Origin of the sequence: Streptomyces solicamelliae, from assembly GCF_045348655.1 — a bacterium.
GTDB classification, from domain to species: Bacteria; Actinomycetota; Actinomycetes; order Streptomycetales; family Streptomycetaceae; genus Streptomyces; species Streptomyces solicamelliae.
In genome coordinates this window covers 6,694,083-6,719,205 of record NZ_CP160404.1, presented here as the reverse complement: position 1 = coordinate 6,719,205, position 25,123 = coordinate 6,694,083, and the positions used below count along the sequence as shown (strand labels likewise).

General features: G+C 72.6%; 19 protein-coding genes and 3 pseudogenes. 10 read left to right on the top strand and 12 right to left on the bottom strand.

The window, feature by feature from the left end; all coding sequences use genetic code 11:
- The first annotated feature begins 18 nt into the window (after positions 1-18).
- A complete protein-coding gene (locus ABZO31_RS30950) occupies positions 19-1,659 on the top strand; it encodes an adenosine deaminase family protein (protein ID WP_406864632.1) in 1,641 nt (546 codons plus the stop codon).
- Here ABZO31_RS30950 and ABZO31_RS30945 read toward each other — a convergent pair.
- Complete coding sequence (locus ABZO31_RS30945; RefSeq protein WP_406864631.1) at positions 1,646-2,320, bottom strand: response regulator; 675 nt, start codon at positions 2,318-2,320, stop codon at positions 1,646-1,648. The genes ABZO31_RS30950 and ABZO31_RS30945 overlap by 14 nt on opposite strands.
- Positions 2,321-2,571: 251 nt before the next feature.
- A pseudogene (locus ABZO31_RS30940) lies at positions 2,572-3,501 on the bottom strand (HAMP domain-containing sensor histidine kinase); the annotation flags it as partial.
- A gap of 249 nt (positions 3,502-3,750) precedes the next feature.
- Between ABZO31_RS30940 and ABZO31_RS30935 the strand changes: the two are divergent.
- Positions 3,751-4,221 carry a cation:proton antiporter regulatory subunit gene (locus ABZO31_RS30935; protein WP_406864630.1) on the top strand — a complete coding sequence of 157 codons (471 nt, stop codon included), beginning with the start codon at positions 3,751-3,753 and terminating at the stop codon, positions 4,219-4,221.
- Positions 4,222-4,224: 3 nt separating this feature from the next.
- The gene (locus tag ABZO31_RS30930; protein ID WP_406864629.1) at positions 4,225-5,442 is read left to right on the top strand and encodes a cation:proton antiporter; all 1,218 of its coding nucleotides are present in this window, start codon (positions 4,225-4,227) and stop codon (positions 5,440-5,442) included.
- 49 nt (positions 5,443-5,491) lie between these two features.
- Here the strand turns inward: ABZO31_RS30930 and recQ are convergent, their stop codons facing one another.
- Positions 5,492-7,462 (bottom strand): DNA helicase RecQ, encoded by a 1,971-nt coding sequence (gene recQ / locus ABZO31_RS30925; RefSeq protein WP_406864628.1) that lies wholly within the window; start codon positions 7,460-7,462, stop codon positions 5,492-5,494.
- 195 nt (positions 7,463-7,657) lie between these two features.
- On the opposite strand from recQ, the gene ABZO31_RS30920 reads away from it, so the two are divergent.
- Positions 7,658-8,140, top strand: coding sequence for a GreA/GreB family elongation factor (locus tag ABZO31_RS30920; protein WP_406864627.1), 483 nt, complete (start codon positions 7,658-7,660; stop codon positions 8,138-8,140).
- Between the two features lie 76 nt (positions 8,141-8,216).
- Positions 8,217-9,005 carry an alpha/beta fold hydrolase gene (locus ABZO31_RS30915; RefSeq protein ID WP_406864626.1) on the top strand — a complete coding sequence of 263 codons (789 nt, stop codon included), beginning with the start codon at positions 8,217-8,219 and terminating at the stop codon, positions 9,003-9,005.
- A gap of 82 nt (positions 9,006-9,087) precedes the next feature.
- Here ABZO31_RS30915 and ABZO31_RS30910 read toward each other — a convergent pair whose 3' ends face one another.
- The 4 genes from ABZO31_RS30910 to ABZO31_RS30895 all read right to left on the bottom strand — a co-directional run bounded on the left by ABZO31_RS30910 (position 9,088) and on the right by ABZO31_RS30895 (position 13,128).
- Complete coding sequence (locus tag ABZO31_RS30910) at positions 9,088-10,533, bottom strand: phytoene desaturase family protein (protein WP_406864625.1); 1,446 nt, start codon at positions 10,531-10,533, stop codon at positions 9,088-9,090.
- 89 nt (positions 10,534-10,622) lie between these two features.
- Positions 10,623-11,249: a DUF1345 domain-containing protein gene (locus tag ABZO31_RS30905; RefSeq protein WP_406864624.1), complete on the bottom strand. Its 627-nt coding sequence runs from the start codon at positions 11,247-11,249 to the stop codon at positions 10,623-10,625.
- Positions 11,250-11,293: 44 nt separating this feature from the next.
- Positions 11,294-12,100: a family 1 encapsulin nanocompartment shell protein gene (locus tag ABZO31_RS30900; protein WP_406864623.1), complete on the bottom strand. Its 807-nt coding sequence runs from the start codon at positions 12,098-12,100 to the stop codon at positions 11,294-11,296.
- Entirely contained in the window at positions 12,100-13,128 is a 1,029-nt protein-coding gene (locus ABZO31_RS30895) for a Dyp-type peroxidase (RefSeq protein ID WP_406864622.1), read from the bottom strand. The genes ABZO31_RS30900 and ABZO31_RS30895 overlap by 1 nt, the downstream gene beginning before the upstream one ends.
- Positions 13,129-13,350: 222 nt before the next feature.
- On the opposite strand from ABZO31_RS30895, the gene ABZO31_RS30890 reads away from it, so the two are divergent.
- Positions 13,351-15,690 carry an FdhF/YdeP family oxidoreductase gene (locus ABZO31_RS30890; RefSeq protein ID WP_406864621.1) on the top strand — a complete coding sequence of 780 codons (2,340 nt, stop codon included), beginning with the start codon at positions 13,351-13,353 and terminating at the stop codon, positions 15,688-15,690.
- Between the two features lie 3 nt (positions 15,691-15,693).
- Here ABZO31_RS30890 and ABZO31_RS30885 read toward each other — a convergent pair whose 3' ends face one another.
- The 3 genes and pseudogenes from ABZO31_RS30885 to ABZO31_RS30875 all read right to left on the bottom strand — a co-directional run.
- Positions 15,694-16,140 (bottom strand): molybdenum cofactor biosynthesis protein MoaE, encoded by a 447-nt coding sequence (locus ABZO31_RS30885; RefSeq protein ID WP_406864620.1) that lies wholly within the window; start codon positions 16,138-16,140, stop codon positions 15,694-15,696.
- Between the two features lie 48 nt (positions 16,141-16,188).
- Positions 16,189-16,380: pseudogene (locus ABZO31_RS30880) on the bottom strand (MoaD/ThiS family protein); the annotation flags it as partial.
- Positions 16,380-16,601, bottom strand: a pseudogene (locus tag ABZO31_RS30875) (radical SAM protein); the annotation flags it as partial. The pseudogenes ABZO31_RS30875 and ABZO31_RS30880, both read right to left, overlap by 1 nt.
- A 282-nt stretch (positions 16,602-16,883) precedes the next feature.
- On the opposite strand from ABZO31_RS30875, the gene ABZO31_RS30870 reads away from it, so the two are divergent.
- The 4 genes from ABZO31_RS30870 (at position 16,884) to ABZO31_RS30855 (ending at position 22,264) form a co-directional block, all read left to right on the top strand.
- The gene (locus tag ABZO31_RS30870; protein ID WP_406864619.1) at positions 16,884-19,178 is read left to right on the top strand and encodes an FdhF/YdeP family oxidoreductase; all 2,295 of its coding nucleotides are present in this window, start codon (positions 16,884-16,886) and stop codon (positions 19,176-19,178) included.
- Between the two features lie 21 nt (positions 19,179-19,199).
- Complete coding sequence (locus ABZO31_RS30865; protein ID WP_406864618.1) at positions 19,200-20,396, top strand: MFS transporter; 1,197 nt, start codon at positions 19,200-19,202, stop codon at positions 20,394-20,396.
- Positions 20,397-20,463: 67 nt separating this feature from the next.
- Positions 20,464-21,345, top strand: coding sequence for a formate dehydrogenase accessory sulfurtransferase FdhD (gene fdhD, locus ABZO31_RS30860; RefSeq protein WP_406864617.1), 882 nt, complete (start codon positions 20,464-20,466; stop codon positions 21,343-21,345).
- A 1-nt stretch (position 21,346) separates the two neighbouring features.
- Positions 21,347-22,264, top strand: coding sequence for a LysR family transcriptional regulator (locus tag ABZO31_RS30855; RefSeq protein ID WP_406864616.1), 918 nt, complete (start codon positions 21,347-21,349; stop codon positions 22,262-22,264).
- Here ABZO31_RS30855 and ABZO31_RS30850 read toward each other — a convergent pair.
- Together ABZO31_RS30850 and ABZO31_RS30845 are read right to left on the bottom strand one after the other, a co-directional pair.
- Positions 22,261-22,449, bottom strand: a complete 189-nt coding sequence (locus tag ABZO31_RS30850; RefSeq protein ID WP_406864615.1) for a hypothetical protein — start codon at positions 22,447-22,449, stop codon at positions 22,261-22,263. The two genes, ABZO31_RS30855 and ABZO31_RS30850, sit on opposite strands and share 4 nt — an antisense overlap.
- Before the next feature lie 15 nt (positions 22,450-22,464).
- A complete protein-coding gene (locus ABZO31_RS30845) occupies positions 22,465-25,014 on the bottom strand; it encodes an ATP-dependent Clp protease ATP-binding subunit (protein ID WP_406864614.1) in 2,550 nt (849 codons plus the stop codon).
- Positions 25,015-25,123 lie beyond the last annotated feature (109 nt).

The window sequence follows — 25,123 nt, the reverse complement described above, 5'->3', positions numbered from 1 at the left end:
TGAGACGATCATGCTCGGGTGATCCACTCCCCAATCGCCGCACGCCGCCGGGCCGTTCCCGTCGCCGTGGCCGCGCTCTGCCTGTTGTCCCTGTCGTCCGCCCTGCCCGCCACGGCCCAGCCCGCCGGTGGCGGGAAGCGTCCGCCCACCGCCGCCGAGGCGCGTACCGACGCCTATCTCGCCGCCGTGCGCGAGCAGCCCGCCGCGGCCGCCGACTTCTTCCGGCGGCTGCCCAAGGGCGGCGAACTGCACAACCACCTCTCGGGCGCGGTGTCCACGGAGTACCTGATCCGGCTGGCCGGCGAGGACGGCCTGTGCATCGACACCGCCACGATGACCGCGGTCGTACCGCCCTGCGGGCCGGGCAAGCGGCCCGCGGCGGAGGCGCAGACCGATCCGGCGTTCCACGACGCGCTCGTGCGGGCCTGGTCGATGCAGGACTTCCCGCCGGACGGCAACGGCCACGACCACTTCTTCGACACCTTCGGCAAGTTCGGCGAGGTGACCTGGCGGCACCGCGGCAAGCTGCTCGCGGAGGTCGCCGACGACGTGGTGCGGCAGAACCAGTTCTATCTGGAGACGATGGTCAGCCCGGCCTCCGACGGGGCGAGGAAGCTCGCCGCCGAGGTCGGCTGGGACCCCGACCTGGCCGCGCTGCACGGCAAGCTGGTGGCGGGCGGCAGGCTGGAGGCCCTGGTGGCCGAGGCACGCAAGGAGACGGACGACGGCGACGCCGAGTTCCGTACGGCGGCCCGCTGTGGCACCGAACAGGCCCGTCCGGGCTGTGGCTTGACGGTGCGTTGGATCTCGCAGGTCTCGCGTGCATCCGCACCCGAGCGGGTCTTCACGCAGATCGCCCTCGGCATGCGACTGGCCGAGCGGGACGACCGCTTCGTCGCGATCAACCTGGTCCAGCCGGAGGACTGGGACGTCTCGCTGCGGGACTACAGCCTGCACATGCGCATGGTCGCGTATCTCCGCACGGTCTACCCGAAGGCCCATGTGACCCTGCACGCCGGTGAGTTGTGGCCCGGGCTGGTGAAGCCGGAGGACCTCGCCTTCCACATCCGGGAGGCCGTGGACGTCGCCCGCACCGAGCGCGTCGGGCACGGCGTCGACCTCGTGCACGAGACGAACTGGCGGAACACGGCCCGCACGATGGCCGCGCGGGAGATCGCCGTCGAGGTGCCGTTCAGCAGCAACGCCCAGATCCTGGGCGTGAAGGGCGCGGACCACCCGTTCGAGACGTACCGCGCCCACGGCGTGCCGGTGGTCCTCGCCACCGACGACCCAGGCATCTCCCGGATCGACGTCAGCCACGAGTACGCGTACGCCGCCCGCACGTACGGGCTGTCGTACCCGGAGCTGAAGGATCTGGCCCGCGCGTCCCTGGAGTACGCGTTCCTGCCCGGCGAGAGCCTGTGGCGGGGGAACCCGACCGCACAGGGCTACCGCCTCGCCGACGTCTGCCGGGGCGAGCGGCCCGGCGCGCCGATCCGTTCCGACGCCTGCCGCCGGCTGGTCGACGGCAGCGCGAAGGCGTCGACGCAGTGGCGTCAGGAGGCGGCGTTCGCCGCGTTCGAGCGGCGGGTCGGGGCTAGTCCGGCCGTGCGGCCCGGGGCGTCGGCGACGTCCCGGGCCGTGGTCAGGGTTCGATGAGGCCGACGCGGATGGCGTAGCGGGTGAGTTCGAGGCGGTCGCGCAGGCCGAGTTTCTGCAGGATGTTGGCACGGTGCCGCTCGACGGTCTTGGGGCTGATGACGAGGAGTTCGCCGATCTCCTTGGAGCTGTGCCCCTCGGCGACCAGCTTCAGGATCTCCTCCTCGCGCTCGGTCACCGGCCGGTCGGGGAGGGCCTCGCCACTGCGGGCACGTTCGAGGTAGCTACGGACGAGGGCGGTCTCCGCGCCGGGGTAGATGAACGGCTCGTCGCGGAGTGCGGAGCGGCACGCCTCGACGAGGTCGCGGTCGGCGACGGACTTGGGCACGTAGCCGTTGGCGCCGGCGCGCAGCGCCTCGAAGAAGTACTGCTCGTTGTCGTACATCGTGAGCATCAGGATCCGCAGCCCGGGCCGGGTGCGGGCGAGTTCGCGGGCGGCCTGGAGGCCGGTGGTGCGGGGCATCGCGATGTCGAGGACGGCGAGGTCGAGGTCGGCGTCGGCGCGCGCGGCCGCGACGGCCTCGGCGCCGTCCCCCGCCTCGGCGACGACCTCCAGGTCGGGCTCGGAGTCCAGGATCAGCCGCACCCCGCGCCGCACGAGCGCGTGGTCGTCGGCCAGCAGAATCCGCGCGGGCCGTCCGCCGGCGGCGGGGCTGGTCATCGCTCACTCCTGGGACTCTCGCCGCTCGGGGGGTCGTCGCTCGGGGGGTCGTAGGGAGGCGGGGCCTCGCCGGGCGGGGCGCTGCGAGGAGGCTCGGCCCCCGGGACCCCGCCGTTCGGCGACTCGCCGTTCGGCGGCTTGTCGCCGGGCGCGGCGTCGCTGGGCAGGGCGCCGTCCGGGGGCTCGTGCCCCGGGGCCGCGCTGATCGGCTCGTCGCTCGTCGCAGGCTTCCCCGGCTGCCGGCTCGTCGGGGTGAGGGCGAGGCGGACGGCTGTGCCGCCGGGCTCGGCCGGGCCGAGGCGGAGGGTGGCGCCGATCAGGAGGGCGCGCTCGCGCATGCCGCTGATGCCGGCACCTTCGGGCGCGTCGCCGAGGCCGCGACCGTCGTCCTGGACGAGGAGTTCGGCGCCGCCGTCCGGCAGGGGGCTCAGCCGGATCTCGACGCGGGAGGCGCCGGAGTGCCGGACGACGTTCGTGAGGCCCTCCTGCGCGACGCGGTACACGACGAGCTCCGTCGCCGGGTCCAGCGGCGGCAGTCCGGGCACGATACGGGTCGTCACGGCGAGCCCGGGCGCGGCGAACTCGGCGGCGAGCGAGCGCAGCGCGCTGTGCAGGCCCAGCTCCTCCAGGACCCCGGGCCGCAGCCGGCGGGCGATACGCCGGATCTCCTCCAGGCCGGCCCGCGTGGTCTCCTGGGCCTGGTGGAGGTCCTCGCGTACGGCGTCGGGGGCGCTGTCCGCGGCGTGCTTCAACTGGAGCAGCACGGCGGTCAGGGACTGGCCGATCTCGTCGTGGAGCTCGCGCGCGATCCGCTGCCGCTCCGCCTCCAGCGCGGTGAGCACCCGGCCGCTGCTCGTGGCGCGTTCGGCCTCGAGGCGGTCGAGCATGGCGTTGAAGGTGGCGGTGAGCTCGGCCATCTCCCCCTGACCGGTCACCCGCGGCCGCTCCCCCGGCTGCAGCAGGTCCGCCGCGGCCATGGCCCGGCTCAGCCGGCCGAGGGGCGCGAGGCCGACCCGGAGCAGTACGGCGTTGAGCACGAGCATGACGGCGAGCCCGCAGCCCAGCACGATCGCCTCGCCGAGGAGCACCGGCGTGGAGACGGTGACCGGCCCGAACAGCGCGCCCACCGCGAGGACCAGAACGGCCGCGTTCAGCAGGAAGATCCGCCAGTACAGTGACACGGTCCCACGCCTTTCCGGGTCCTCACCGAGCCCTGCCTCTCCTGCCGTGACCTGCGAAGGAGCCTACGTCCCCGGCTCATCCTCGACCGGCCGGCACGGCCGGGTCCATCCGTGCCGACACCCATATTTTCGTACCGCAGAAAATGGCACCATGATCCGGCCCCGGCCCGGCGCGTCTCGCCGCGTCCCCACGCCGTAGGCACCCTGCACCGAACGAGACAAGGGGGATGAGCCGTGTCCGCTCCACGGATGAGCACGACGCCGCTGCCCGGCATCGGGGTCAAATACGACCTCACCACACGAGAACACCGCCATGTGTCGGTCGTCGCACACCGCGACGGCACCCGCAGCGTGAACATCTACCGTGCCGACGACCCCGACGCCTGCCTGCAGTCGCTGCATCTGACCGCCGGTGAGAGCGCGGCACTGATCGACGCGCTGATGCCCGCGCACCACAGCCCGAGCCTGCTGCACACCACCGAACTCGGCCTGGTGGCCGAGCGGATCGAGCTGTCCGCGACGTCCCACTGGAACGGCCGGCAGCTCGGCGAGACCCGGATGCGGACCGAGACCGGCGTCTCCCTCGTCGCCGTGCTGCGCCGCGCGGATGCCGTGCCGTCCCCGGGTCCCGACTTCCGGCTCGCCGGGGGCGACACGCTCATCGTCATCGGCACCCGCGAAGGCGTCGACGCCGCCGCCCTGATACTCGAAAGGGAGTGATCCGTGCACTCGTCCGCCGTCTTTCTCATCGAGTTCGGCGCCATCATCCTCGGTCTCGGCCTGCTCGGCCGCATCGCCGGACGGCTCCGGTTCTCCCCCATCCCGCTGTACCTCCTCGCCGGTCTCGCCTTCGGGCAGGGCGGGCTGCTGCCGCTCGGCGCGAGCGAGGAGTTCGTGGCCATCGGCGCGGAGATCGGCGTCATCCTGCTGCTGTTGATGCTGGGTCTGGAGTACACGGCCTCGGACCTGGTCACCAACCTCAAGACGCAGTACCCGGCCGGCCTCGTCGACATGTGCCTCAACGCGCTGCCCGGCGCGGCGATGGCGCTGCTCCTGGGCTGGGGGCCGGTCGCCGCCGTGGTCCTGGCGGGTGTCACCTGGATCTCGTCGTCCGGTGTGATCGCGAAGGTCCTCGGCGACCTGGGACGGCTCGGCAACCGGGAGACCCCGGTGGTGCTGAGCATCCTGGTCCTGGAGGACCTGGCGATGGCGGTGTACCTGCCGATCGTCACCGCGCTGCTGGCCGGCGTCGGGCTCGCCGCGGGCAGCGCCACGCTGGCGATCGCGCTCGGCGTCGCGGGTCTGGTGCTCTTCCTCGCGGTCCGGTACGGCCGGCTGGTCTCGCGCTTCGTGTCGCACGACGACCCCGAGAAGCTGCTCCTGGTGGTGCTCGGCCTGACCCTGCTGGTCGCCGGCGTCGCGCAGCAGCTGCAGGTGTCCGCCGCGGTCGGCGCGTTCCTGGTCGGCATCGCGCTGTCCGGTGAGGCGGCGGAGGGCGCGCACCATCTGCTGAGCCCGCTGCGGGACCTGTTCGCGGCCGTGTTCTTCGTGTTCTTCGGTCTGCACACCGACCCGGCGAGCATCCCGCCGGTGCTGCTGCCGGCGCTGGCGCTGGCCGTGGTCACGGCCGGGACGAAGATCGCGACGGGGTACTGGGCGGCCCGGCGGGCCGGTATCTCGGTCAAGGGCCGCTGGCGCGCGGGCGGCACGCTGGTGGCCCGCGGCGAGTTCTCCATCGTCATCGCGGGCCTCGCGGTCACGGCGGGCATCGAGCCGTCGCTCGGCCCGCTGGCCACGGCGTACGTCCTGATCCTGGTCGTCCTCGGCCCGCTGACGGCCCGTTACACGGAGCCCGTGGCCACCTGGTTCACCACCCGGCGCACGAAGGCCGTAGCGGCCGCTGACCTGCCGGCCCCGGAACCGGTCCGGCAGGAGGGCTGAGCCCCGGCCGGGCCGGGGCGGCCCCGCGCCGCCCGGGCCCGGCCTGACGTCACTCCCAGTCGTCCCAGGGCGGGTCGATCTCGTCCGGGTCGAACGGCGGTTCGTCGTCGTCCTGCGGCGGTACGGGCTGCTTCGCCGCTGCCGGAGGCTCGGGCGGTGCCTCGCCGCGGGTCTCCGCCAGGGTGTCGAGGACGCCCTGGCCGTACTTGGTCAGCTTGGCCTCGCCGACACCGCCGACGGTGCCGAGCTCCGTGACGGTGGCCGGCAGGACGGTCGCGATCTCGCGCAGGGTGGCGTCGTGGAAGACCACGTACGCCGGGACGCCCTGCTCGCGGGCGGTCGCCGCGCGCCAGGCGCGCAGCGCCTCGAAGACCGGCACCGCGGCCTCCGGCAGGTCCACCGGCACCCTCGCCCCCTTCCCGCCGGAGCGGGAGCCCGCGGCCTTGCGGGAGGCGGGCACGGGGGCCTTCTCCTTGCGCATCGGGACGGTGCGGCGGCCGCCGAGCACCTCCCCGCTGGCGTCGGTGAGGACCAGCGTGCCGTAGTCGCCCTCCACGGCCAGCAGCCGCTGCGCCAGGAGCTGGCGGATCACGCCGCGCCACTCCGCCGTGCCGATGTCGGCGCCGACGCCGAACACCGACAGGGTGTCGTGGTCGAACTGGATGACCTTGGCGGTCTTCTTGCCCTGCAGGATGTCGATGACCTGCCCCGCGCCGAACTTCTGGCGCCGCTCGTGGGCGAGCCGCCACACCGTGGACAGCAGCTTCTGCGCGGCGACCGTGCCGTCCCAGGACTCGGCCGGCGTCAGGCAGGTGTCGCAGTTGCCGCACGGCTTCGAGGACTGGCCGAAGTACTCCAGGAGGCGGACCCGCCGGCAGTCGACGGTCTCGCAGAGCGCGAGCATCGCGTCGAGGTGGGCGGCGAGGCCGCGCCGGTGGGCCTCGTCGCCTTCGGAGGAGTCGATCAGCTTGCGCTGCTGGACCACGTCCTGCAGGCCGTACGCGAGCCAGGCCGTTGCCGGCTCGCCGTCACGCCCCGCACGGCCGGTCTCCTGGTAGTAGCCCTCGACGGACTTCGGCAGGTCGAGATGGGCGACGAAGCGCACGTCCGGCTTGTCGATGCCCATGCCGAAGGCGATGGTCGCGACGACCACGACACCGTCCTCGCGCAGGAAGCGGGCCTGGTTGGCGGCGCGCTCCCGGGCGTCCATGCCCGCGTGGTACGGGACGGCGTCGACGCCCTGCTCGACCAGGAAGGCGGCGGTCTTCTCGACCGAGGCCCGGGAGAGGCAGTAGACGACTCCGGCGTCGCCCTCGTGCTCGGTCCTGATCAGTTCGAGCAACTGCTTCTGCGCGCTGTTCTTGGGGACGATGCGGTACTGGATGTTGGGCCGGTCGAAGCTGGCGACGAAGTGCTTCGCCTCCTGCAGGCCGAGCCGCTGGGCGATCTCCGCGTGGGTGGCCTCGGTGGCCGTCGCGGTGAGCGCGATCCGCGGCACCTTGGGCCAGCGCTCGTGGAGCATCGACAGGGCCAGGTAGTCGGGCCGGAAGTCGTGGCCCCACTGGGCGACACAGTGGGCCTCGTCGATCGCGAAGAGCGACACCGTGCCCCGGTCCAGCAGCCGCTGCGTCCCCTCCGTGCGCAGCCGCTCCGGGGCCAGGTACAGCAGGTCCAGCTCGTCCGCGAGGAAGGCCTGCTCGACGGCCTGCCGCTCGTACGGGTCCTGGGTCGAGTTCAGGAACCCGGCCCGCACGCCGAGGGCGTTGAGCGCGTCCACCTGGTCCTGCATGAGCGCGATCAGCGGCGAGACGACCACGCCCGTGCCCTGTCTGACCAGCGCCGGGATCTGGTAGCAGAGCGACTTGCCGCCGCCGGTCGGCATCAGCACGAGGGCGTCGCCGCCGGAGACGACCTGCTCGATGATCTGCTGCTGCTCGCCGCGGAAGGAGTCGTAGCCGAAGACGCGGTGCAGCACGTTCAGGGCGTCGGAGATCTCGGGCGAGGCGTCGGTGAGGGCCATTCGAAAAGCCTATCCGGCCCCGCGGACACCCCGGTCCGGACGGCCGGAAACCTGTGGACAACCCCGACGGGCGCACCCTGCCTTCAGGACTGCCTTCCCCGCCCCCAGGCCGTCACCCGTTGCTCCTGATACGTTACGGAATGCCGGATTCATGATCCGGCGACCGACCCTGCCGCCTGCACGACGGGAACTGGAATGACCGGTGGACCCGAACCCATGAGCACCGCGGCCCGTGCGGCCATCGAGCGGGAACTGGCCGATCTGCGCAAGGAGCGCGAGGCCGTCGCCGTCACCCTGCGCGGCGGCGGCGGGGACCAGACCGGCGACCGGGTCGATCAGGCCGACGAGCTGGAGCGCGGCACCGAGCTGGACCGGCTCGACCGCCGCATCGCCGACCTGGAGGACCGGCTGAAGCAGGCGGACGTCGCCGGGGCCCCGTCGGCCGACGTCGTCGGCGTGGGCAGCACCGTGACGGTGCGCTTCGCGGACGGCGACGAGCAGACGGTGCACATCGGCGAGGTCGCCGAGATGTATGACGCGGACATGGTGACCGCCGACAGCCCCCTCGGCAGCGCGCTGATGGGCAGCCGTGCCGGCGACACCGTCACGTACAAGGCGCCCGACGGGCCGACCAGCGCCGTGGTCGTGTCCCTCGGCGGCCCGGGCGGCGCGTCGTAGTTCGCACGCGAGGCCCGCGAGCGGCGGAACGCGGTCGGGTGCCCCAAGCCCCCAGGACACGGATGGCGGTGGCGGCATGGCAGTGGTGCGGGTCGACGGCGTCGACGTCGCCTATACGCGGGAGGGGCGGGGGCCGGTCGTGGTCCTCGTTCACGGGGCCGGGATCGACGGGCGGATGTGGCAGCCGCAGGTCGAGGCGCTGGCGGACGAGTTCACGGTGGTGGCCTGGGACGAGCCGGGGTCCGGACGGTCCGGCGCCCTGCCGGCGGGCTTCGGGCTCGCCGACTTCGCACGCGCTCTCGCCACGGTGATCGAGGACGTGGGGCTCGGGCCCGCCCAGGTCGCGGGCCTGTCCTGGGGCGGGACGGTGGTCCTGGAGCTGTACCGACGGCGGCCCGACCTGGTGCGATCGCTGCTGATGGTGGACACGTACGCCGGCTGGAAGGGCTCGCTGCCGCCGGAGGAGGTCGCGGCGCGGGTCGAGGGGGCACGGCGGATGCTCGCCGCGCCCCGGGAGGAGTTCGACCCGACGCTGCCCGGGCTCTTCAGCGCCGGCCCCCCGGAGCGCTTCGCGGTGCTGCTGGAAACGATGAGCAGGGACGTACGGCCGGAGACCATGGCCGCGCAGCTCTCCCTGATGGCCGAGGCCGACCAGACGGACCTGCTGCCCCGGATCACGGTGCCCACCCTTCTCCTGTGGGGTGAGCGCGACACCCGGTCTCCCCTGGAGGTCGCCCACGCCTTCCGGGAGGCGATCCCGCACACCGAGCTGGTGGTGATCCCCTCGGTGGGCCACGTGAGCAACCTGGAGGCGCCGGAGGCCTTCACGGCGGCCGTGCGCGCCTTCTGCCGCGCGCACGCCTAGGGTTCTCACCCCTCGGTCCCTCGCCCGCCGGGCAGCCGGCGGCGCCCGGCAGAGCCGGGGAACGCCTCCGCTGGGCGCACCGCTAGCGCAGCGGACCCGGCCCCCGCAGCCCCAGGTGGCGCAGGGCCGCGGCCGCCGCGCCCGCCCCGCACATGCCGTGCGCCCCCGGACCGGGCGGGGTGGCGGCCGAGCACAGGTACACGCCGGGCACACCCGTGGCGTACGGGTCGAGCGCGGGCCGCGCGCCGAGGAGCAGCTGGGGCACGTTCTTCGCCCCGGTGAGGATGTCGCCGCCCGCGAAGTTCGGGTTGGCGGCGGCGAAGTCCGCGGGCCGCGTGACGCGCAGGCCGACGATCCGCTCCCGTACGCCGGGGGCGAAGCGCTCCAGCTGCCGCAGCACGGCCTCGGTGGCGTCGCCGTCGTAACCGTGCGGCACGTGGGCGTAGGTCCAGACGGGGTGCACGTCGCCGACGGAGCGTGAGGGGTCGGCGAGGTACTGCTGGCCGACCAGGACGAACGGCCGCTCGGGCATCCGCCCGGCCGTCACCTCCCGCTCGGTGCGGGCGACCTCCTCCAGCCGGCCACCGACGTGCACCGTCCCGGCCCGCCGGGCGCGCTCGTCCGTCCACGGCACCCCGCCCTCGACGGCCAGGTCGACCTTGTACGCGCCGGGGCCCCGGCGGAAGCGCGTGTACGCGGCCTTCGCCCGGGCCGGGAGCCGGTCGCCGTACAGGGCGGCGACCTGAGCCGGGTCGAGGTCCAGGAGGGTGACGCCGGCGGGCGGGAGCTGTCGGCGGTCGGTGATCCGTACCCCGGTCTCGATGGTGCCGCCGTGCGCGCGCAGCACCGCGGCGAGGCTGCGGGCGACGGCCTGCGAGCCGCCCTCGGCGACGGCCCAGCCGGCGGCGTGGCCGGCGGTCAGGATGCCGATCCCGATCGCCGAGCTGAAGGGATGCGTCAGCGGCTGGTACGCGTGGGCGGCCACGCCCGCCCACAGGGCGCGCGCCTGCGGGGTGCGGAAGAGCCGGGCGAGCACGGTGGCGGGCAGGACGGTGGGCGCGCCGAAGCGGGCGAGCAGCAGCGGGTGGGCCGGGACGCGCAGCAGCGGGCCCAGCACGTCGTGGGCGAGGTCGTCCCAGCGTCGCGCGGAGGGCCCGAGCAGGGCGCGGTAGCGGTCCGCGTCGGCGCCGAGCCCGGCGGCGGTCTCGTCGACGGAGCGCAGGAGCACGCCGGCGGTGCCGTCGTCGAGGGGGTGCACACAGTCGATCTCGGGCAGTCGCCAGCGCAGCCCGTGCGCCTCCAGGCCGAGGGCGCGGAGCGCGGGCGAGGCGACGGCCATGGGGTGGACGGCCGAGCAGTGGTCGTGCAGCAGTCCGGGCAGGATCGCCTCGTCGCTGCGGGTGCCGCCGCCGACCTCGTCCGCCGCCTCCAGGAGCGTGACGTCCAGACCCGCCCTGGCCAGAAGGGCGGCTGCGGCAAGGCCGTTGGGCCCGCCGCCGACCACGACCGCGCTGTTCCGGGAACTCATACGGCCGAGTATCCCCCGGCCCTCCCGACTCCCCCGCCGCACCCGCCGCACCGGCCGCACCCGCCGCCCCGGCTGCCGGGCTCCCCGGCTCAGCCGCCGAAGATCCCCACGACGAGGTTGATGGCGGTGGCGAGGATGCTGGTGCCGAAGACGTACGACAGCATGCAGTGCCGCAGGATGACCCCGCGCAGTCCCGTCGTGTCGACGTTGTTGTCGGAGACCTGGTAGGTCATGCCGAGGTTGTAGCTGAAGTAGAGGAAGTCGACGTAACGGGGATGTTCCTGGTTGTTGAAGTCGATCCCGCCCTCCGGCGCCGAGTAGTAGATGTAGGCGTACCGGGCCGCGTACATCAGGTGCAGCGAGGCCCAGGTCATGAAGACGCCGAGCAGCGCGAGGGCGGCCGCGGCCTGGCTCAGCCCCGACTTGTCGGCCACGAGCAGCACGCCGATCGCGCTGAGTCCGCCCACGGCGGTGCCGACGACGGCGATCTCCTCGACGACCGGCCGGAACTCCTCGCGGCGGGCGTTGTCCTTGGTGGCCTCGCCGTCCAGGGGCCACAGGGCGAGCCAGCCGGAGACGACGAACAGGGTCTCCGCCGCGGCGACGCTGGAGAGGAAGCCCAGTTCCGCGCTCTCGGTGGGCAGCGCGACGGCCACGCCGACGAGGGCGCCGACGACCAGTGCGCCGAGCGCGCGGGGAACGGTGGGCAGCGGCATGGGGCCTCGCGGGGGTGAGGGGGCCGGCTGGGGGCGGGACGGGCTCAGCCTTCGAGGACGACCACGGCCTCGTCCGTGTACGGCAGGAACGTCAGCGTCTCCTGCAGGTACAGGTCGATCCCGTGGGCGTCGTGGGAGGTGTAGCCGATCGCCACGTCCTGGCCGATGAGCAGTTCGAAGTCGCCGCCGCGGGTGGACAGCACGAGCGCGCCGCGCAGCGCGGGCGCCCAGATCGGCGGGCCGTCCAGCATGCGGCCGAGGTGGGCGGCGATCGGGTAGCCGTGGTCGGAGGTCTCGCTGACCGCCGCGTACTCGTCCGCGCCGAGCAGCAGCGCGTACGGGCCGTCGACGCCGGCGAGGCGCAGCGAGGTCAGGGCCCGGCTGACCGCGTCGGGGTAGTCGCGGGGCTCGGCGGGCAGCCGGAGGACCGGGTTGGAGGAGCAGTCGCGCAGGCCCTCGACTCCGGCCGCCTCGTAACCGTCGAAGACCATGCGGTCCTCGACGAAGGCCAGGGTGCGCGCCGCGTCCTTGACGGGCTGCCAGTCGGAGTCCTTCGCGCCGCGCTCCACGTCGTCGACGGCGGCCCGGGTCACGGTGAACGGCACCTTCAGCTCGACGAGCGGCCGGGCGTCGCGGAGCCGGGCGGTGACACCGGGGGCCGGCGGGGACAGTTCGTCCAGGTGTCCGGTGCTCGCGGCGGCGAGTTCGGGGCCGGCCGCGTCGGGGACGTCGACGACGCGGCGGCTCGCGCTGTGCCGGCGGAAGGTGCGGCCGGCCTCCTCCTCGATCTCGGCCCAGGCGCCGGGCGTGATGGGGGCGAGTTCGCGGTGGAGGTTGTTCGGGGTCGTCATCAGGACCGGACTCCTTTCAGGCTGCCGATACCCAGCGAGGCGTCACCGGGGCGGACCGCCGGGGCGGGCGGGGACGTCTCGGCGGGGCGGGCTGCCTCGGCGGGCGGGGCGGGGAGGTCGTCGAGGACGTCGGCTGCGGGCACGAAGAACAGGCCGCCGGTGACGGCCCGGGAGAAGTCGAGGACCCGGTCGGTGTTGCCGGGAGGGTCGCCGAGGAACATGTTGCGCAGCATGCGTTCGGTGACGTCGGGGGTGCGCGCGTAGCCGATGAAGTACGTGCCGAACTCGGCGCTGCCGACCTGCCCGAACGGCATGTTGTCGCGCAGGATCTGCCGTTCGGTGCCGTCCTCGTCCTCGATGGTGTTCAGCGCGACGTGCGAGTCCGACGGCTGCACGCCCTCGGGGAGTTCGACGTTGCCGGACTTGGTGCGGCCGATGACGTGCTCCTGCTCCTCGACGGTGAGCGCGTCCCAGGCCGTCATGTCGTGCAGGTACTTCTGCACGATCACATAGCTGCCGCCCGCGAAGTCCGGGTCCTCGTCGCCGATGTACACGGTGTCGGCGGCCGCACGGCCCTCGGGGTTCTCGCTGCCGTCGACGAAGCCGAGCAGGTCGCGCTCGTCGAAGTACTTGAAGCCGTGCACCTCGTCGACGACGGTGAGCGCGGGTCCGAAGTGGTCCATGACCAGCCGGGCCAGCTCGAAGCAGAGGTCCATGCGCCGGGCGCGCAGATGGAAGAGCAGGTCGCCGGGGGTGGCCGGGGCGCGGTGGCGGGGTCCCTGCAGCGGCCGGAAGGGGTGCAGGTCGCGGGGGCGCGGTCCGCCGGCGAGCCGGTCCCAGGCGTCGGACCCGATGCCGGTGACGAGGCTGAGGGTGTCGTCGGGGGAACGGAACGCCACCGACCGGGCGAGCCCGGACAGGCCCCCGAGCCCTTCCCGGACGGCGCGTTCGGCGCCCGGGGCGATGGTGGCGACGAGGAAGACCGCCGCCTTGGCGGGCGGCATGAGCACGGTCTGGGATGCGGCCATGGGACTCCCGTCGGACCACGAAGCACAGGAAAGGCACAGAGAAGGCGCAAAAGGGATGAATGATCATGATCACCCTAGTCGTGGCCCGCGCGGCACGCAGCCCGGGGGCCGCCGGGCGGGGCACCCGGGACGGTGCCGCGGCGGGCCCGGCCGAATGGCAGGGCCCGGACGGCGGACTTAGCCTGCTCGGAGGTGCACCCCCGCCGGGAAGGGCTGAGCGTCGTGACGGTCGAGAAGGAAGAGCCGGAAGCCACCGTGGAACCCCGCGTCGGCCCCGTCCCCCAGGGCGACCCCGAGTTCCACCCGTATCACCACCCCGCCGCCGGCTGGGGCGCGGCCAAGAGCGTCACTCACTTCCTGGTGCGCGAGAAGGCGCTGGTGGACGGGCCGCGGGCGATCATGAAGATGAACCACGAGAACACCGGGTTCGACTGTCCGGGCTGCGCCTGGCCGGACGACACCAAGGGTCTCCATCTGGACATCTGCGAGAACGGCATCAAGCACGTCACGTGGGAGATGACCAGCAAGCGGGTGGGCCGGGAGTTCTTCGCCGCGCACACGGTGACCGAGCTGGCGGAGTGGAGCGACTACGACCTCGAGGACCAGGGCCGGCTGACCGAGCCGATGGTCTACGACCCGGAGTCGGACCGCTATGCCCCGATCAGCTGGAAGGACGCCTTCGAGCTGGTCGGCCGTACGCTGCGCGCCCTGGACGACCCGAACAAGGCCGCCTTCTACACCTCCGGCCGGCTCGGCAACGAGGCCACCTTCCTGTACCAGTTGATGGCCCGCGAGCTCGGCACCAACAACCTGCCGGACTGCTCCAACATGTGCCACGAGGCCAGCGGCCGGGCGTTGCAGGCCGCGCTGGGCACCGGCAAGGGGACGGTCGACCTCAAGGACTGGGAGACCGCCGACGCCCTGTTCATCTTCGGCGTCAACGCCGCCTCCAACGCCCCGCGCATGCTCACCGCACTGTCCGAGGCGTACCACCGCGGCGCGCAGATCGTGCATGTGAACCCACTGGTCGAGGCGGCCGCCACCAAGACGATCGTGCCGCACGACTTCCTCGACATGGCGCTGTACAAGACGACGAAGACCAGCACGCTGAACCTGCAGCCGCGGATCGGCGGCGACATGGCGCTGCTGCGCGGCATGGCGAAGGCGATCCTGGAGCAGTCGGTCACCGACCCGAAGGCGCTGGACCAGGAGTTCATCGAACGGCACACCCAGGGCTTCGAGGAGTACCGCGCGCTGTGCGAGGGCACGCCGTGGGAGGAGATCGAGCACCAGTCCGGACTGAGCCGCGAGGACGTGCTCGACGCGGCGCGGGTGTACGAGGAGGCCGACCGCAGCATCGTCTGCTGGTGCCTGGGCCTCACCCAGCACGAGCACGGCGTGGACACCGTCCGCGAGATCGTGAACCTGCTGCTGCTCCGCGGCAACCTGGGCCGCGAGGGCGCGGGCCCCTCCCCCGTACGCGGGCACAGCAACGTCCAGGGCAACCGGACCTGCGGAATCGACCACCGGCCGACCACCGAGTTCCTGGACCGGCTCGGCGAGGTCTGCGAGATCGACCCGCCGCGCGAGCACGGTCTGGACACGGTCGGCACGATCAAGGCCATGCACGACGGCGACGTGACCGTGTTCGTCGGCATGGGCGGCAACTTCGCGCTGGCCGCGCCGGACACGCCGTACACGTACGCGGCGCTGCAGAAGTGCGAGCTGACCGTGCAGGTGAGCACGAAGCTGAATCGCAGTCATATCGTGCACGGGGACGCGGCGTTGATCCTGCCGTGCCTGGGCCGTACCGAGAAGGACCATCAGCGCAGGGGCGTGCAGAGCACCTCGGTCGAGGACTCGATGAGCATGGTGCACCTGTCGCTCGGCATGAAGCGGCCGGCCTCCAAGCACCTGCTGTCCGAGCCGGCGATCGTCGCGGGCATGGCCCGGGCGGCGCTGCCCGACAGCGCGACGCCGTGGGAGTGGTACATCGAGGACTACGACCGGATCCGCGACACCATGGCCAAGGCCCTCGACGGCTTCGAGGACTTCAACCGGCGGGTGCGGCTGCCGCTGGGCTTCCGGATCAAGCAGCCGGCCCGGGAGCTGATCTTCCTCACCCCGTCCGGACGGGCCGAGTTCTCCTCCGCACCGCTGCCGGACGTGGTGCCCGAGCCGGGCATGCTGGCGCTGGGCACGATGCGTTCGCACGACCAGTGGAACACCACGATCTACTCGGACAACGACCGCTACCGCGGGATCAAGAACCTGCGCACGCTGGTCTTCATGAACCGGGCCGACATGCGCGAGCGCGGGATCGACGACATGGCGCCGGTCGACATCACGAGCACGGCCAGGGACGGCAGTCAGCGGTTCCTCAGCGGCTATCTGGCCGTCCCGTACGACATTCCGCGGGGCTGTGCGGCCGGTTACATGCCGGAGATGAACGTGCTGTGCGCGCTGGCCGACTACAGCACGCAGAGCGACCAGCCCATCATGAAACATGTGAAGGTCACCATCGTCCCGTCGACCGCGAGCGCTCCGCCCCCGGCCGACTGAGCGTCAGCAGGCGCCCACCCATGCGTCCTCGCCGCTGGTGAAGATCTGGTGCTTCCAGATCGGCACCTCGTGCTTCAGATCCTCGACCAGGCGCTCGCACGCGGCGAACGCCTCCGCGCGGTGCGGGCAGGAGACGGCCGCGATCACGGCGATGTCGCCGACGGCGAGCGGACCGGTCCGGTGCACGGCGGCCAGCGCGCGGACCGGGAAGTCGGCGGCGACCTTCTCGGCCACCCGGCGCAGTTCGCCGACAGCGCCGGGGTGGGCGCTGTACTCCAGGGTGGTCACGTCCCGGCCGCCGTCGTGGTCGCGCACGGTGCCGACGAACAGGGCGGTGCCGCCGGCGGCGGCGTCGCCGACCGCCGCGTACACCTCGTCGAGGGAGAGCGGGGTGTCGCGTACGCCGAGCAGGCGGACGGGGTCGGCGGGGGTGCGGGGCGGGGTCGTCATGAGGCTGGTCCTGGGGAGAGGGAGGGCGGTCGACGGAACGGGACGGGCTCAGCCTCCGGCGAACGGGGGCAGGACCTCGACCGTGCCTCCGTCGGCCAGGGGGACGGCGGCGTGATCCCGGTCGCCGACCGGGTGTCCGTCCACGAGGAACGAGCAGTACCCGAGGACGGCGGCGAAGCGCGGCCGGTCGGCGTGGCGGGTCCGGGCCGCGTCCAGTGCCTCGGCGAGCGTGGCCGCCCGCCGCCGGTCAGCCGCACCGAGGTGACGCCGAGGCGCTCGGTGGCGACGCGGACGAGTCGGACGACCTCGTCGTCGGTGAGCAGTTCGGGCCGGGGCAGCCAGTTCAGTCCCTCGGCCGGCATGCAGTACGTGCACCGCAGATTGCACCGGTCGGTCAGGGAGACCCGCAGGTCGGTGTGGACGCGGCCGAAGCGGTCGGCCGGCGGGGCCGTGTCAGTCATGCGGCAGACCTCTCCTCACTCCACGGGTGAATTCCGTGAATCCCGTATATCACTGCTCGAAAATCCTCGGTTAATTCACCTTCCCCGTCAAAGAAGGGGCCCCGATGACGTGATAGGCGGCGCTTTTCCAGCCCCACATACGTCCTGGTCAAGCACTGTTGAGGAGGGGTGATAGGCGACGCTTATCTCGTCATCGGAGTTCCCTCTTTGACAAGCCGACGGGTTTCTCGTGAAGCTGCTCCGGCAGCGCCGTCCGGAAATTCGGAAAAGAGGCAGAAGGACATGAGCAGCAGCATCGAGGACCCGACCGACGATCTGAAGGTGACCCCGCCCAAGACCTGGGCGACGGGGCTGCCGGCGGTGACGCACGCGCTGGAGTACTCGCTGGACCAGACGTCCCCGCGGCGCACGGCGCTGACGCTGCTGAACATCAACCAGCCCCAGGGCATCGACTGCCCCGGCTGCGCCTGGCCCGAGCCCGCGCCGGGCAAGCGGCACAAAAACGAGTACTGCGAGAACGGCGCGAAGCACATCAACGACGAGGCCACCTCGCGCCGCGTCACCCGGGAGTTCTTCCGCGAGCACACGATCGCCGAGCTGGACGGCAAGTCGGACTACTGGCTCAACCAGCAGGGCCGGCTCACCGAGCCCATGGTCAAGCGGCCGGGCGCCACGCACTACGAGCCGATCGGCTGGGACGAGGCCCTGGGCCTGCTCGCCGACGAGCTGAAGCGGCTCGACTCGCCCGACGAGGCGCTGTTCTACGTCTCGGGCCGGCTGAACAACGAGGCCGCGTTCCTGCTGCAGCTCCTCGCCCGCGCCTTCGGCACCAACAACCTGCCGGACTGCTCCAACATGTGCCACGAGTCCAGCGGCTTCGGACTCGGCGAGACGCTCGGCATCGGCAAGGGCAGCGTCTCGCTCGACGACATCCACGACTCCGACCTGATCTTCGTCGTGGGACAGAACCCGGGCACCAACCATCCGCGGATGCTGTCGGCGCTGGAGGAGACCAAGCGCAACGGCGGTCAGGTGGTCGCGGTGAACACGCTGCCCGAGGCGGGGCTGATGCGCTTCAAGCACCCGCAGAAGGCACGCGGGATCCTCGGCCGCGGCACCGCGATCGCCGACCAGTTCCTGCACATCCGGGCAGGCGGGGACCTGGCCCTGTTCCAGGCACTCAACCGGCTGCTCCTGGAGGCCGAGGACACGGCGCCCGGCACGATCCTGGACCACGAGTTCATCCGGACCCGCACCACCGGCTTCGCCGACTTCGCCGAGCACGCCCGCAAGGTGGCGTGGGACGACATCCTGGCGGCGACCGGTCTGGACCGCGGCGAGATCCAGGCGCTCTTCGAGCGCGTGCTCGCGAGCAGGAAGATCATCGTGTGCTGGGCGATGGGCGTCACCCAGCACAAGCACGGCGTGCCCACGATCCGCGAGATCGTCAACTTCCTGATGGCGCGCGGCAACATCGGCCGGCCCGGCGCCGGCGTCTGCCCCGTGCGCGGTCACAGCAACGTGCAGGGCGACCGCACGATGGGCGTCTGGGAGCAGATGCCGCAGTCGTTCCTGGACGCGCTGGGCCGCGAGTTCGGCTTCACCCCGCCCGCGCACCACGGCCTGGACGCGGTGAACAGCATCCGCGCGATGCACGAGGGGCGCGCGAAGGTCTTCCTGGGCGTCGCCGGCAACTTCGTACGGGCGACTCCGGACAGCGAGCTGACCGAGGAGGCGATGCGCCGCTGCCGGCTCACCGCGCACGTGTCCACGAAGCTCAACCGCTCGCACACGGTGTGCGGCGAGACCGCGCTGATCCTGCCCACGCTGGGGCGCAGCGACCGGGACGTGCAGGCGTCCGGCGAGCAGTTCGTCACCGTCGAGGACTCCATGAGCGAGGTGCACGCCTCCCGCGGCAAGCTGCCGCCGGCCTCCCCGCACCTGCTGAGCGAGGTGGCGATCGTCGCCCGGCTCGCCCGTGCCGTGCTCGGTGACGAACCGTCCGTCCCCTGGGAGGAGTTCGAGGCCGACTACGCCACGATCCGGGACCGGATATCCCGCGTCGTGCCCGGCTTCGAGGACTTCAACGCCCGCGTGGCCGTGCCCGGCGGCTTCACCCTCCCCAACCCGGTGAACCACGGCGTCTTCCCCACGCCGAGCGGCAAGGCCGTCTTCACCTGCAACGACTTCACGATGCCGGAGATCCCGAAGGGGCATCTGCTGCTGCAGACGCTGCGCAGCCATGACCAGTGGAACACCATCTGGTACGCGCCGAACGACCGTTACCGCGGCATCCACAACGCCCGCCGGGTCGTCCTGGTCAATCCGGAGGACCTGGCCGAACTCGGCCTCGCCGACCGGGACCTGGTGGACCTGGTGAGCGTCTGGCACGACGGCCGGGAGCGGCGCGCGGAGGGCTTCAAGGTCGTCTCCTACCCGTCGAGCCGGGGCTCGGCGGCCGCGTACTACCCCGAGACGAACGTCCTGGTGCCGCTGGACAGCGTCGCCGACATCAGCAACTGCCCCACCTCCAAGGGCGTTCTGGTCCGTCTGGAACCGTCCCGCGACACGGCGTGAGCCGGAAGGGCACTCACCGTCATGGCTTCCCACCGCACGACACGCGGCTGGATCCCGGCGGCGGCAGCGGTCTTCGCCGCCGGGTGGGGCGCGAACCAGTTCACCCCGCTCGCCGTGGTGTACCGGACGGAGGAGCACTGGCCGGCCGTCCCGGTCGCGGCGATGTTCACCACGTACCTGCTGGGGCTGCTGCCGGGCCTGCTGCTCGGCGGGCCGGCCGCCGACCGGTTCGGCAGGCGGCGGGCGGTGCGGTCGGCGCTGGCACTGTCGGCGGCGGCCAGCGGCCTGCTGGCGGTGGCCTCGGTGGAGCAGTGGGTCGTGTACGTCAGCCGGCTGGCCACCGGCTTCGCGGCGGGGTTGGTCCTGATGGCCGGCACCGCGTGGCTGCGGGAGCTGTCCGCCGGGGCGGGCCGACCCGACGCCGGCGCCCGCCGCGGGGCGTGGGCCACCGGGGGCGGCTTCGCCGCCGGGGCGCTGGCGGCCGGGGTGCTGGCCGAGTGGTTGCCGCGGCCGATGGTGCTGCCGTGCCTCGCGCACGCGCTGCTCGCGCTGCTGGTGCTCGGCGCCACCGGACGCGTACCGGAGACCGCGGCGCCGGGGTCCGGTGTCCGGGCGGAACCGTTGCTCGCGCACCTGTGCCGCGGGGCGGTGTACCGACACCCCCGCTTCGTGCGGGTGGTGCTGCCCGCGGCGCCCGCGGTCTTCACCGCCGCCACCGTGGCCTACGTCGTGCTCCCGCCGCTGGTCGCCGACCGGACGCCCGGGTACGCGCCGGTGTTCAGCGGCGTGGTGACGGCGCTGACGCTCACCGTGGGCGTCGCCGTCCAGCCGCTGGCGGCCCGGCTCGACCAGGCGCACAGCGCCCGGGCCACGCTGGCGTCCCTGGCGGCGGTGATCGGCGGGCTGCTGCTGAGCGCGTACGCCGTGCACGGCGACTCGGCGGCGCTGGTCCTGGCCGCGGCCGCCCTGCTCGGGGCGGGGTACGGACTCACCCTCGCGTCGGGGCTGCGCGAGATCGAACGCCTGGCCGCGCCGAAGGACCGGACGTCCGCGACCTCCGTGTACCACGGCGCCACCGGCACCGGATTCCTCACGCCGCTGCTGCTCGCCGTCACGGCCGGGGCGGCGCCCTACCCGGCGCAGCTGGCCGGCCTGGCGGCCGTGGGGCTGCTGTGCCTGGCGGTCACGGCCTGGTACAGCCGCAGGCACCTGCCGTGACGGCACGGACGCACCGGATCACCTGCAGGACATCGCCGGAGCCACGATCCGGGAAGAGGAGCGAACCATGGGACGAGTGACCGCACGACGGCGTGTGCTGCGCATCCGGGACGGCGTGGCCTCGTACCGCCCCGACACGCTGGCCGCCGAGGAGCCGATGGAGATCCGGGTCGGCGGGCGGCCGCTGACCGTGACCATGCGCACCCCGGGCGACGACTTCGACCTGGCGGCCGGGTTCCTGGTCAGCGAGGGCGTGGTGCACAGGGCGGAGGACGTCGCCGGGATCCGGTACTGCGCGGGCGCCACCTCCGACGGCGGCAACACGTACAACGTCGTGGACGTCGTCCTGGCGCGCGGGGTGGCCGCCCCGGACGCCTCGCTGGAGCGGAACTTCTACACCACCTCGTCCTGCGGTCTGTGCGGCAAGGCCAGCCTGGACGCGGTGCGTACGACGGCCGCGTGGTCGGTCGCGGAGGATCCGGTCCGCGTCGGGCCGGAGGTGCTGACGGTGCTTCCGGACCGGCTGCGGGCGGCGCAGCGGGTGTTCGACACCACCGGCGGACTGCACGCGGCCGGGCTGTTCTCCGCGGACGGCGAACTGCTCTGTCTGCGCGAGGACGTCGGCCGGCACAACGCCGTGGACAAGGTCGTCGGGCACGCCCTGCGGGAGGGGCTGCTGCCGCTGCGCGGCACGGTCCTGATGGTCAGCGGCCGGGCGTCGTTCGAGCTGGTGCAGAAGGCGGTGATGGCCGGCATCCCGATGATGGCGGCCGTGTCCGCGCCGTCGTCGCTGGCGGTGGACCTGGCGGCGGAGAGCGGGCTGACGCTGGTCGGCTTCCTGCGCGGCGCGTCGATGAACGTGTACACGGGGACGGAGCGGCTCCAGGGCACGTCAAACGCGCCGGACGCGTCGGTTGGCGTTCGCTCCGGTGGTCGGGTAGACCCGTGACGTGCTGTTCCGTCAACTCGAGTATCTGGTGGCCCTGTCCCGGGAGCGCCACTTCGCGCGCGCCGCGCAGGCCTGCCACGTCTCCCAGCCCGCCCTGTCCGAGGCGATCCGGAAGCTGGAGGACGAGCTCGACGTGCCGCTGGTCCGGCGCGGCCGGAAGTACGAGGGGCTGACCCCGGAGGGCGAGCGCATCGTCCTGCGGGCGCAGCGGATCCTCGCCGACCGTGACGCGCTGAGGGCCGAGGTCGGCGCGCTGCGCAGCGGGCTGAGCGGGCGGCTGCGGATCGGCGCGGTGCCGACCGCGTCGGGCGCCGTCGCCCAGCTGACGGGGCCCTTCTGCGCGGAGCACCCGCTGGTCACCGTGGAGGTGGCGGCGGATCTCCAGTCGGAGGACATCCTGCGGCAGCTGCGGGACTTCGAGCTCGACGCCGGGATCACGTATCTGCACCGGGACCTTCCGGAGAGCTTCCTGGCGGTGCCGCTGTACCGGGAGCGGTACGTGCTGCTCACCGATGCCGCGGACAGTCTCGCCCCCGGCGACTCGGCGACCTGGGCGGAGGCCGCGCGGCTGTCGCTGTGCCTGCTGACGGGGGCGATGCAGGGGCGCCGGGTCCTCGACGAGGTGTTCGCCGAAGTGGGGGTGCGGCCCGCGCCCCGGGTCGAGACGGACTCGGTCGCGGCGCTCTTCGCCCATGTGCGGGCGGGCCGTTGGGCGAGCGTCGTACCGCACACCTGGCTGCACGTCTTCGGCGTGCCGCACGGCATGCGGGCGGTGCCCATGACGGAGCCCGACCGGACGGTGCCGGTCGGGCTCGTGGTCGCGGCCCGGGAGCCGGGGTCGGTCATGGCGCGCGCCCTGGTGGAGGTCGCGCGCCGTACCGATGTGGCGGCGGTCGTGGACGGGCTGCCCGAGGGCTAGCCGCGGTCCCGCCGCTCCCGGTCGGCCTTTCGGTCCGGCTTCGGCGGCAGGCCGACCTCCTCCCGGTCCTCCTCCAGCCGCTGTTCGAGTTCCTGCTCGTCGGGGCGGCGGGGCATTCCGCGGCTGTGGCCGGTGTCGGGGTCGCCCTCGACCTTCTCGTTCGGCTTGTGGTGGTGACGGGCCATCGGTCTCTCCTTCGCTCAGGCGGCCTTGGGTGTCTCGGCGGCACCCTCGGCCGCGCCGGACTCACCGGACTCTGCGGATGCGTTCCGGCGGATGGTGCAGTGCAGCGAGTCGTCCTTCACGTCGGCGACGATCGTGTCGCCGGGGTTCGCCTCACCACCGAGGAGCAGGGACGCGATCCGGTTGTCGAGCTCCGTCTGGATGGTGCGGCGCAGCGGCCGGGCGCCGAACTCGGGCTGGTAGCCGTGGGCGACGAGGAGCTTCTTCGCCGCCTCGGTGACCTCCAGCCTCAGGCCCTGGGCGTGGACGCGGTGCTGGCTGCGGTCCAGGAGGTGGTCGACGATCTCCGACAGGTTCTCCTCGGTGAGGCTGTGGAAGACGATGATGTCGTCGATGCGGTTGAGGAACTCGGGCAGGAACCGGCCGCGCAGATCCTCCATCAGCTCGTCCTTGAGGTCGGCCGCGTCGCCCTCGTGGGCGAGGATGCGGTGCGCGCCGATGTTGGACGTCATGATGACGACGCAGTGCCGGAAGTCGACCGTGCGGCCCTGGCCGTCGGTGAGCCGGCCGTCGTCGAGGATCTGCAGCAGCGTGTTGAAGACGTCCGGGTGGGCCTTCTCCACCTCGTCGAAGAGGACGACGCTGTACGGGTGGCGGCGGACCTTCTCGGTGAGCTGGCCGGCCTCCTCGTAGCCGACGTACCCGGGAGGCGCTCCGACGAGCCGGGCGACGGTGTGCTTCTCCTGAAACTCGCTCATGTCGAACCGGATCATCCGGTCCTCGTCGCCGAACAGCAGCTCGGCGAGGGTCTTGGCGAGTTCGGTCTTGCCGACGCCCGTGGGGCCGAGGAAGAGGAAGGAGCCGACCGGCCGGTTCTCGTCGCCCATGCCCGCGCGGTTGCGGCGCACGGCCTCGGAGACGGCGGTGACCGCCTCGTCCTGGCCGACGATCCGGGCGTGCATCTCCTCCTCCAGCTTCAGCAGCCGCTCCTTCTCGCTGGCGGTGAGCTGGGAGACGGGGATGCCGGTGCGGCGGGAGACGATGTCGGCGATGTCGGCGGCGGTCACCGAGACGACGCCCTCGCGGCGCTCCCGGATGCCCGCGAGTTCGGCCTCGACCTCGGCGATCTGCTGCTTCAGCTCCGAGGCCCGCTCGAACTGCTCGCCGGCGACGGCCTGGTCCTTCTCGCGGCGCAGCTTGGCGAGCCTGTCCTCACGGCTGACGACCTCGGTGGAGCGGCTGGCGCTGCGCAGCCGTACCCGGGCGCCGGCCTGGTCCATCAGGTCGATGGCCTTGTCGGGCAGGAAGCGGTCGCTGATGTAGCGGTCGGACAGCTCGGCCGCGGCGGCGAGGGCACCGTCGGCGAACCGGACCTGGTGGTGGGCCTCGTAGGCGTCGCGGAGTCCTTCGAGGATCTGGATCGTCTCCTCGACGGTGGGCTCGGGGATCATGACGGGCTGGAAGCGGCGTTCGAGGGCGGCGTCCTTCTCGACGTGCTTGCGGTACTCGTCGATGGTCGTCGCGCCGACGACGTGCAGCTCGCCGCGGGCGAGGGCGGGCTTGAGCATGTTGCCGGCGTCCATGGAGCCCTCGCCGGTCGCGCCCGCGCCGACGACGGTGTGCAGTTCGTCGATGAAGAGGATGATCTCGCCCTCGGCCTGCTGCACGTCCTCGATGACCTTCTTGAGGCGTTCCTCGAACTGGCCTCGGTACTGCGCTCCGGCCACCATCCCGGACAGGTCGAGGGAGACGACGCGCTTGTCCTTCAGGGTGTCAGGGACCTCTCCGGCGACGATGCGCTGGGCGAGGCCCTCGACGATGGCGGTCTTGCCGACGCCGGGTTCGCCGATGAGCACCGGGTTGTTCTTGGAGCGGCGGGAGAGGATCTCGACGGTCTGCTCGATCTCCTCGGCGCGTCCGACCACCGGGTCGAGCCTGCCGGCCTTGGCCTCCTCGGTGAGGTCGCGGCCGAACTCGTCCAGGGTGGTGGCGGGCTGCTGCGGCTTGGCGGCGGCGGGCATGCCCTCGGAGCGGGCGGCCTGGTCGGTCATTCCGCGCAGCTTCTGCACGTCCATGTCCTCGGCGCTGAGCAGGCGGGTGGCGCCGGAGTCCGGGTCCTCCAGGAGGGCGCTGAGGATGTGCTCGGGGCCGATGTAGGAGACCCCGGCGGCCTGCGAGTTGGCGTAGGCGGCGGCGAGGGTCCGCTTGGCGGCCGGGGTGAGGCCGGGCTCGGCGGAGGGTTCGCCGGACTCATGGGGCAGGACCTCGGCGATCTGGTTCCCGAGCGTCTCCGGGTTGACCCCGGCCTGGGCAAGGAGTCGCCGGGACGGATCGACCTGGGTGGCGGCCCACAGCAGGTGCTGGGTGTCGAGGTCGGCGGTGCCGTCGAGGACGGCCTTCTTCGTGGCCAGGTTGATGAGTTCGTGGGAGGACTCGGTCAGCAGTCGTCCGATCGGCACCCGTTGCACCGCCGGCGGCGAGGAGGCGGGCGACATCCCGAAGAACCTGTTGAGCAGTTCGCTGAAGGGGTCGGACGAACCGAAGGGGGAACCGAATGCCATCGACATGCCAAGCTCCTGATGAGCGCGTGCGGGGTCCTCACCACTGAAACCCGGTGTCCGTGGCTCCGCAAACGGTGCGGATTCACCGGCGGCGCGGATTTCGGCGGTACGGGTT

What these genes read in the sequence shown, in the direction of transcription:
- ABZO31_RS30945 (WP_406864631.1), bottom strand. Translation starts at nt 2,320, where the DNA reads ATGACCAGCCCCGCCGCCGGCGGACGGCCCGCGCGGATTCTGCTGGCC.
- ABZO31_RS30935 (WP_406864630.1), top strand. Translation starts at nt 3,751, where the DNA reads ATGAGCACGACGCCGCTGCCCGGCATCGGGGTCAAATACGACCTCACC.
- recQ (WP_406864628.1), bottom strand. Translation starts at nt 7,462, where the DNA reads ATGGCCCTCACCGACGCCTCGCCCGAGATCTCCGACGCCCTGAACGTG.
- ABZO31_RS30920 (WP_406864627.1), top strand. Translation starts at nt 7,658, where the DNA reads ATGACCGGTGGACCCGAACCCATGAGCACCGCGGCCCGTGCGGCCATC.
- ABZO31_RS30915 (WP_406864626.1), top strand. Translation starts at nt 8,217, where the DNA reads ATGGCAGTGGTGCGGGTCGACGGCGTCGACGTCGCCTATACGCGGGAG.
- ABZO31_RS30910 (WP_406864625.1), bottom strand. Translation starts at nt 10,533, where the DNA reads ATGAGTTCCCGGAACAGCGCGGTCGTGGTCGGCGGCGGGCCCAACGGC.
- ABZO31_RS30905 (WP_406864624.1), bottom strand. Translation starts at nt 11,249, where the DNA reads ATGCCGCTGCCCACCGTTCCCCGCGCGCTCGGCGCACTGGTCGTCGGC.
- ABZO31_RS30900 (WP_406864623.1), bottom strand. Translation starts at nt 12,100, where the DNA reads ATGACGACCCCGAACAACCTCCACCGCGAACTCGCCCCCATCACGCCC.
- ABZO31_RS30895 (WP_406864622.1), bottom strand. Translation starts at nt 13,128, where the DNA reads ATGGCCGCATCCCAGACCGTGCTCATGCCGCCCGCCAAGGCGGCGGTC.
- ABZO31_RS30885 (WP_406864620.1), bottom strand. Translation starts at nt 16,140, where the DNA reads ATGACGACCCCGCCCCGCACCCCCGCCGACCCCGTCCGCCTGCTCGGC.
- ABZO31_RS30870 (WP_406864619.1), top strand. Translation starts at nt 16,884, where the DNA reads ATGAGCAGCAGCATCGAGGACCCGACCGACGATCTGAAGGTGACCCCG.
- ABZO31_RS30865 (WP_406864618.1), top strand. Translation starts at nt 19,200, where the DNA reads ATGGCTTCCCACCGCACGACACGCGGCTGGATCCCGGCGGCGGCAGCG.
- fdhD (WP_406864617.1), top strand. Translation starts at nt 20,464, where the DNA reads ATGGGACGAGTGACCGCACGACGGCGTGTGCTGCGCATCCGGGACGGC.
- ABZO31_RS30850 (WP_406864615.1), bottom strand. Translation starts at nt 22,449, where the DNA reads ATGGCCCGTCACCACCACAAGCCGAACGAGAAGGTCGAGGGCGACCCC.
- ABZO31_RS30845 (WP_406864614.1), bottom strand. Translation starts at nt 25,014, where the DNA reads ATGTCGATGGCATTCGGTTCCCCCTTCGGTTCGTCCGACCCCTTCAGC.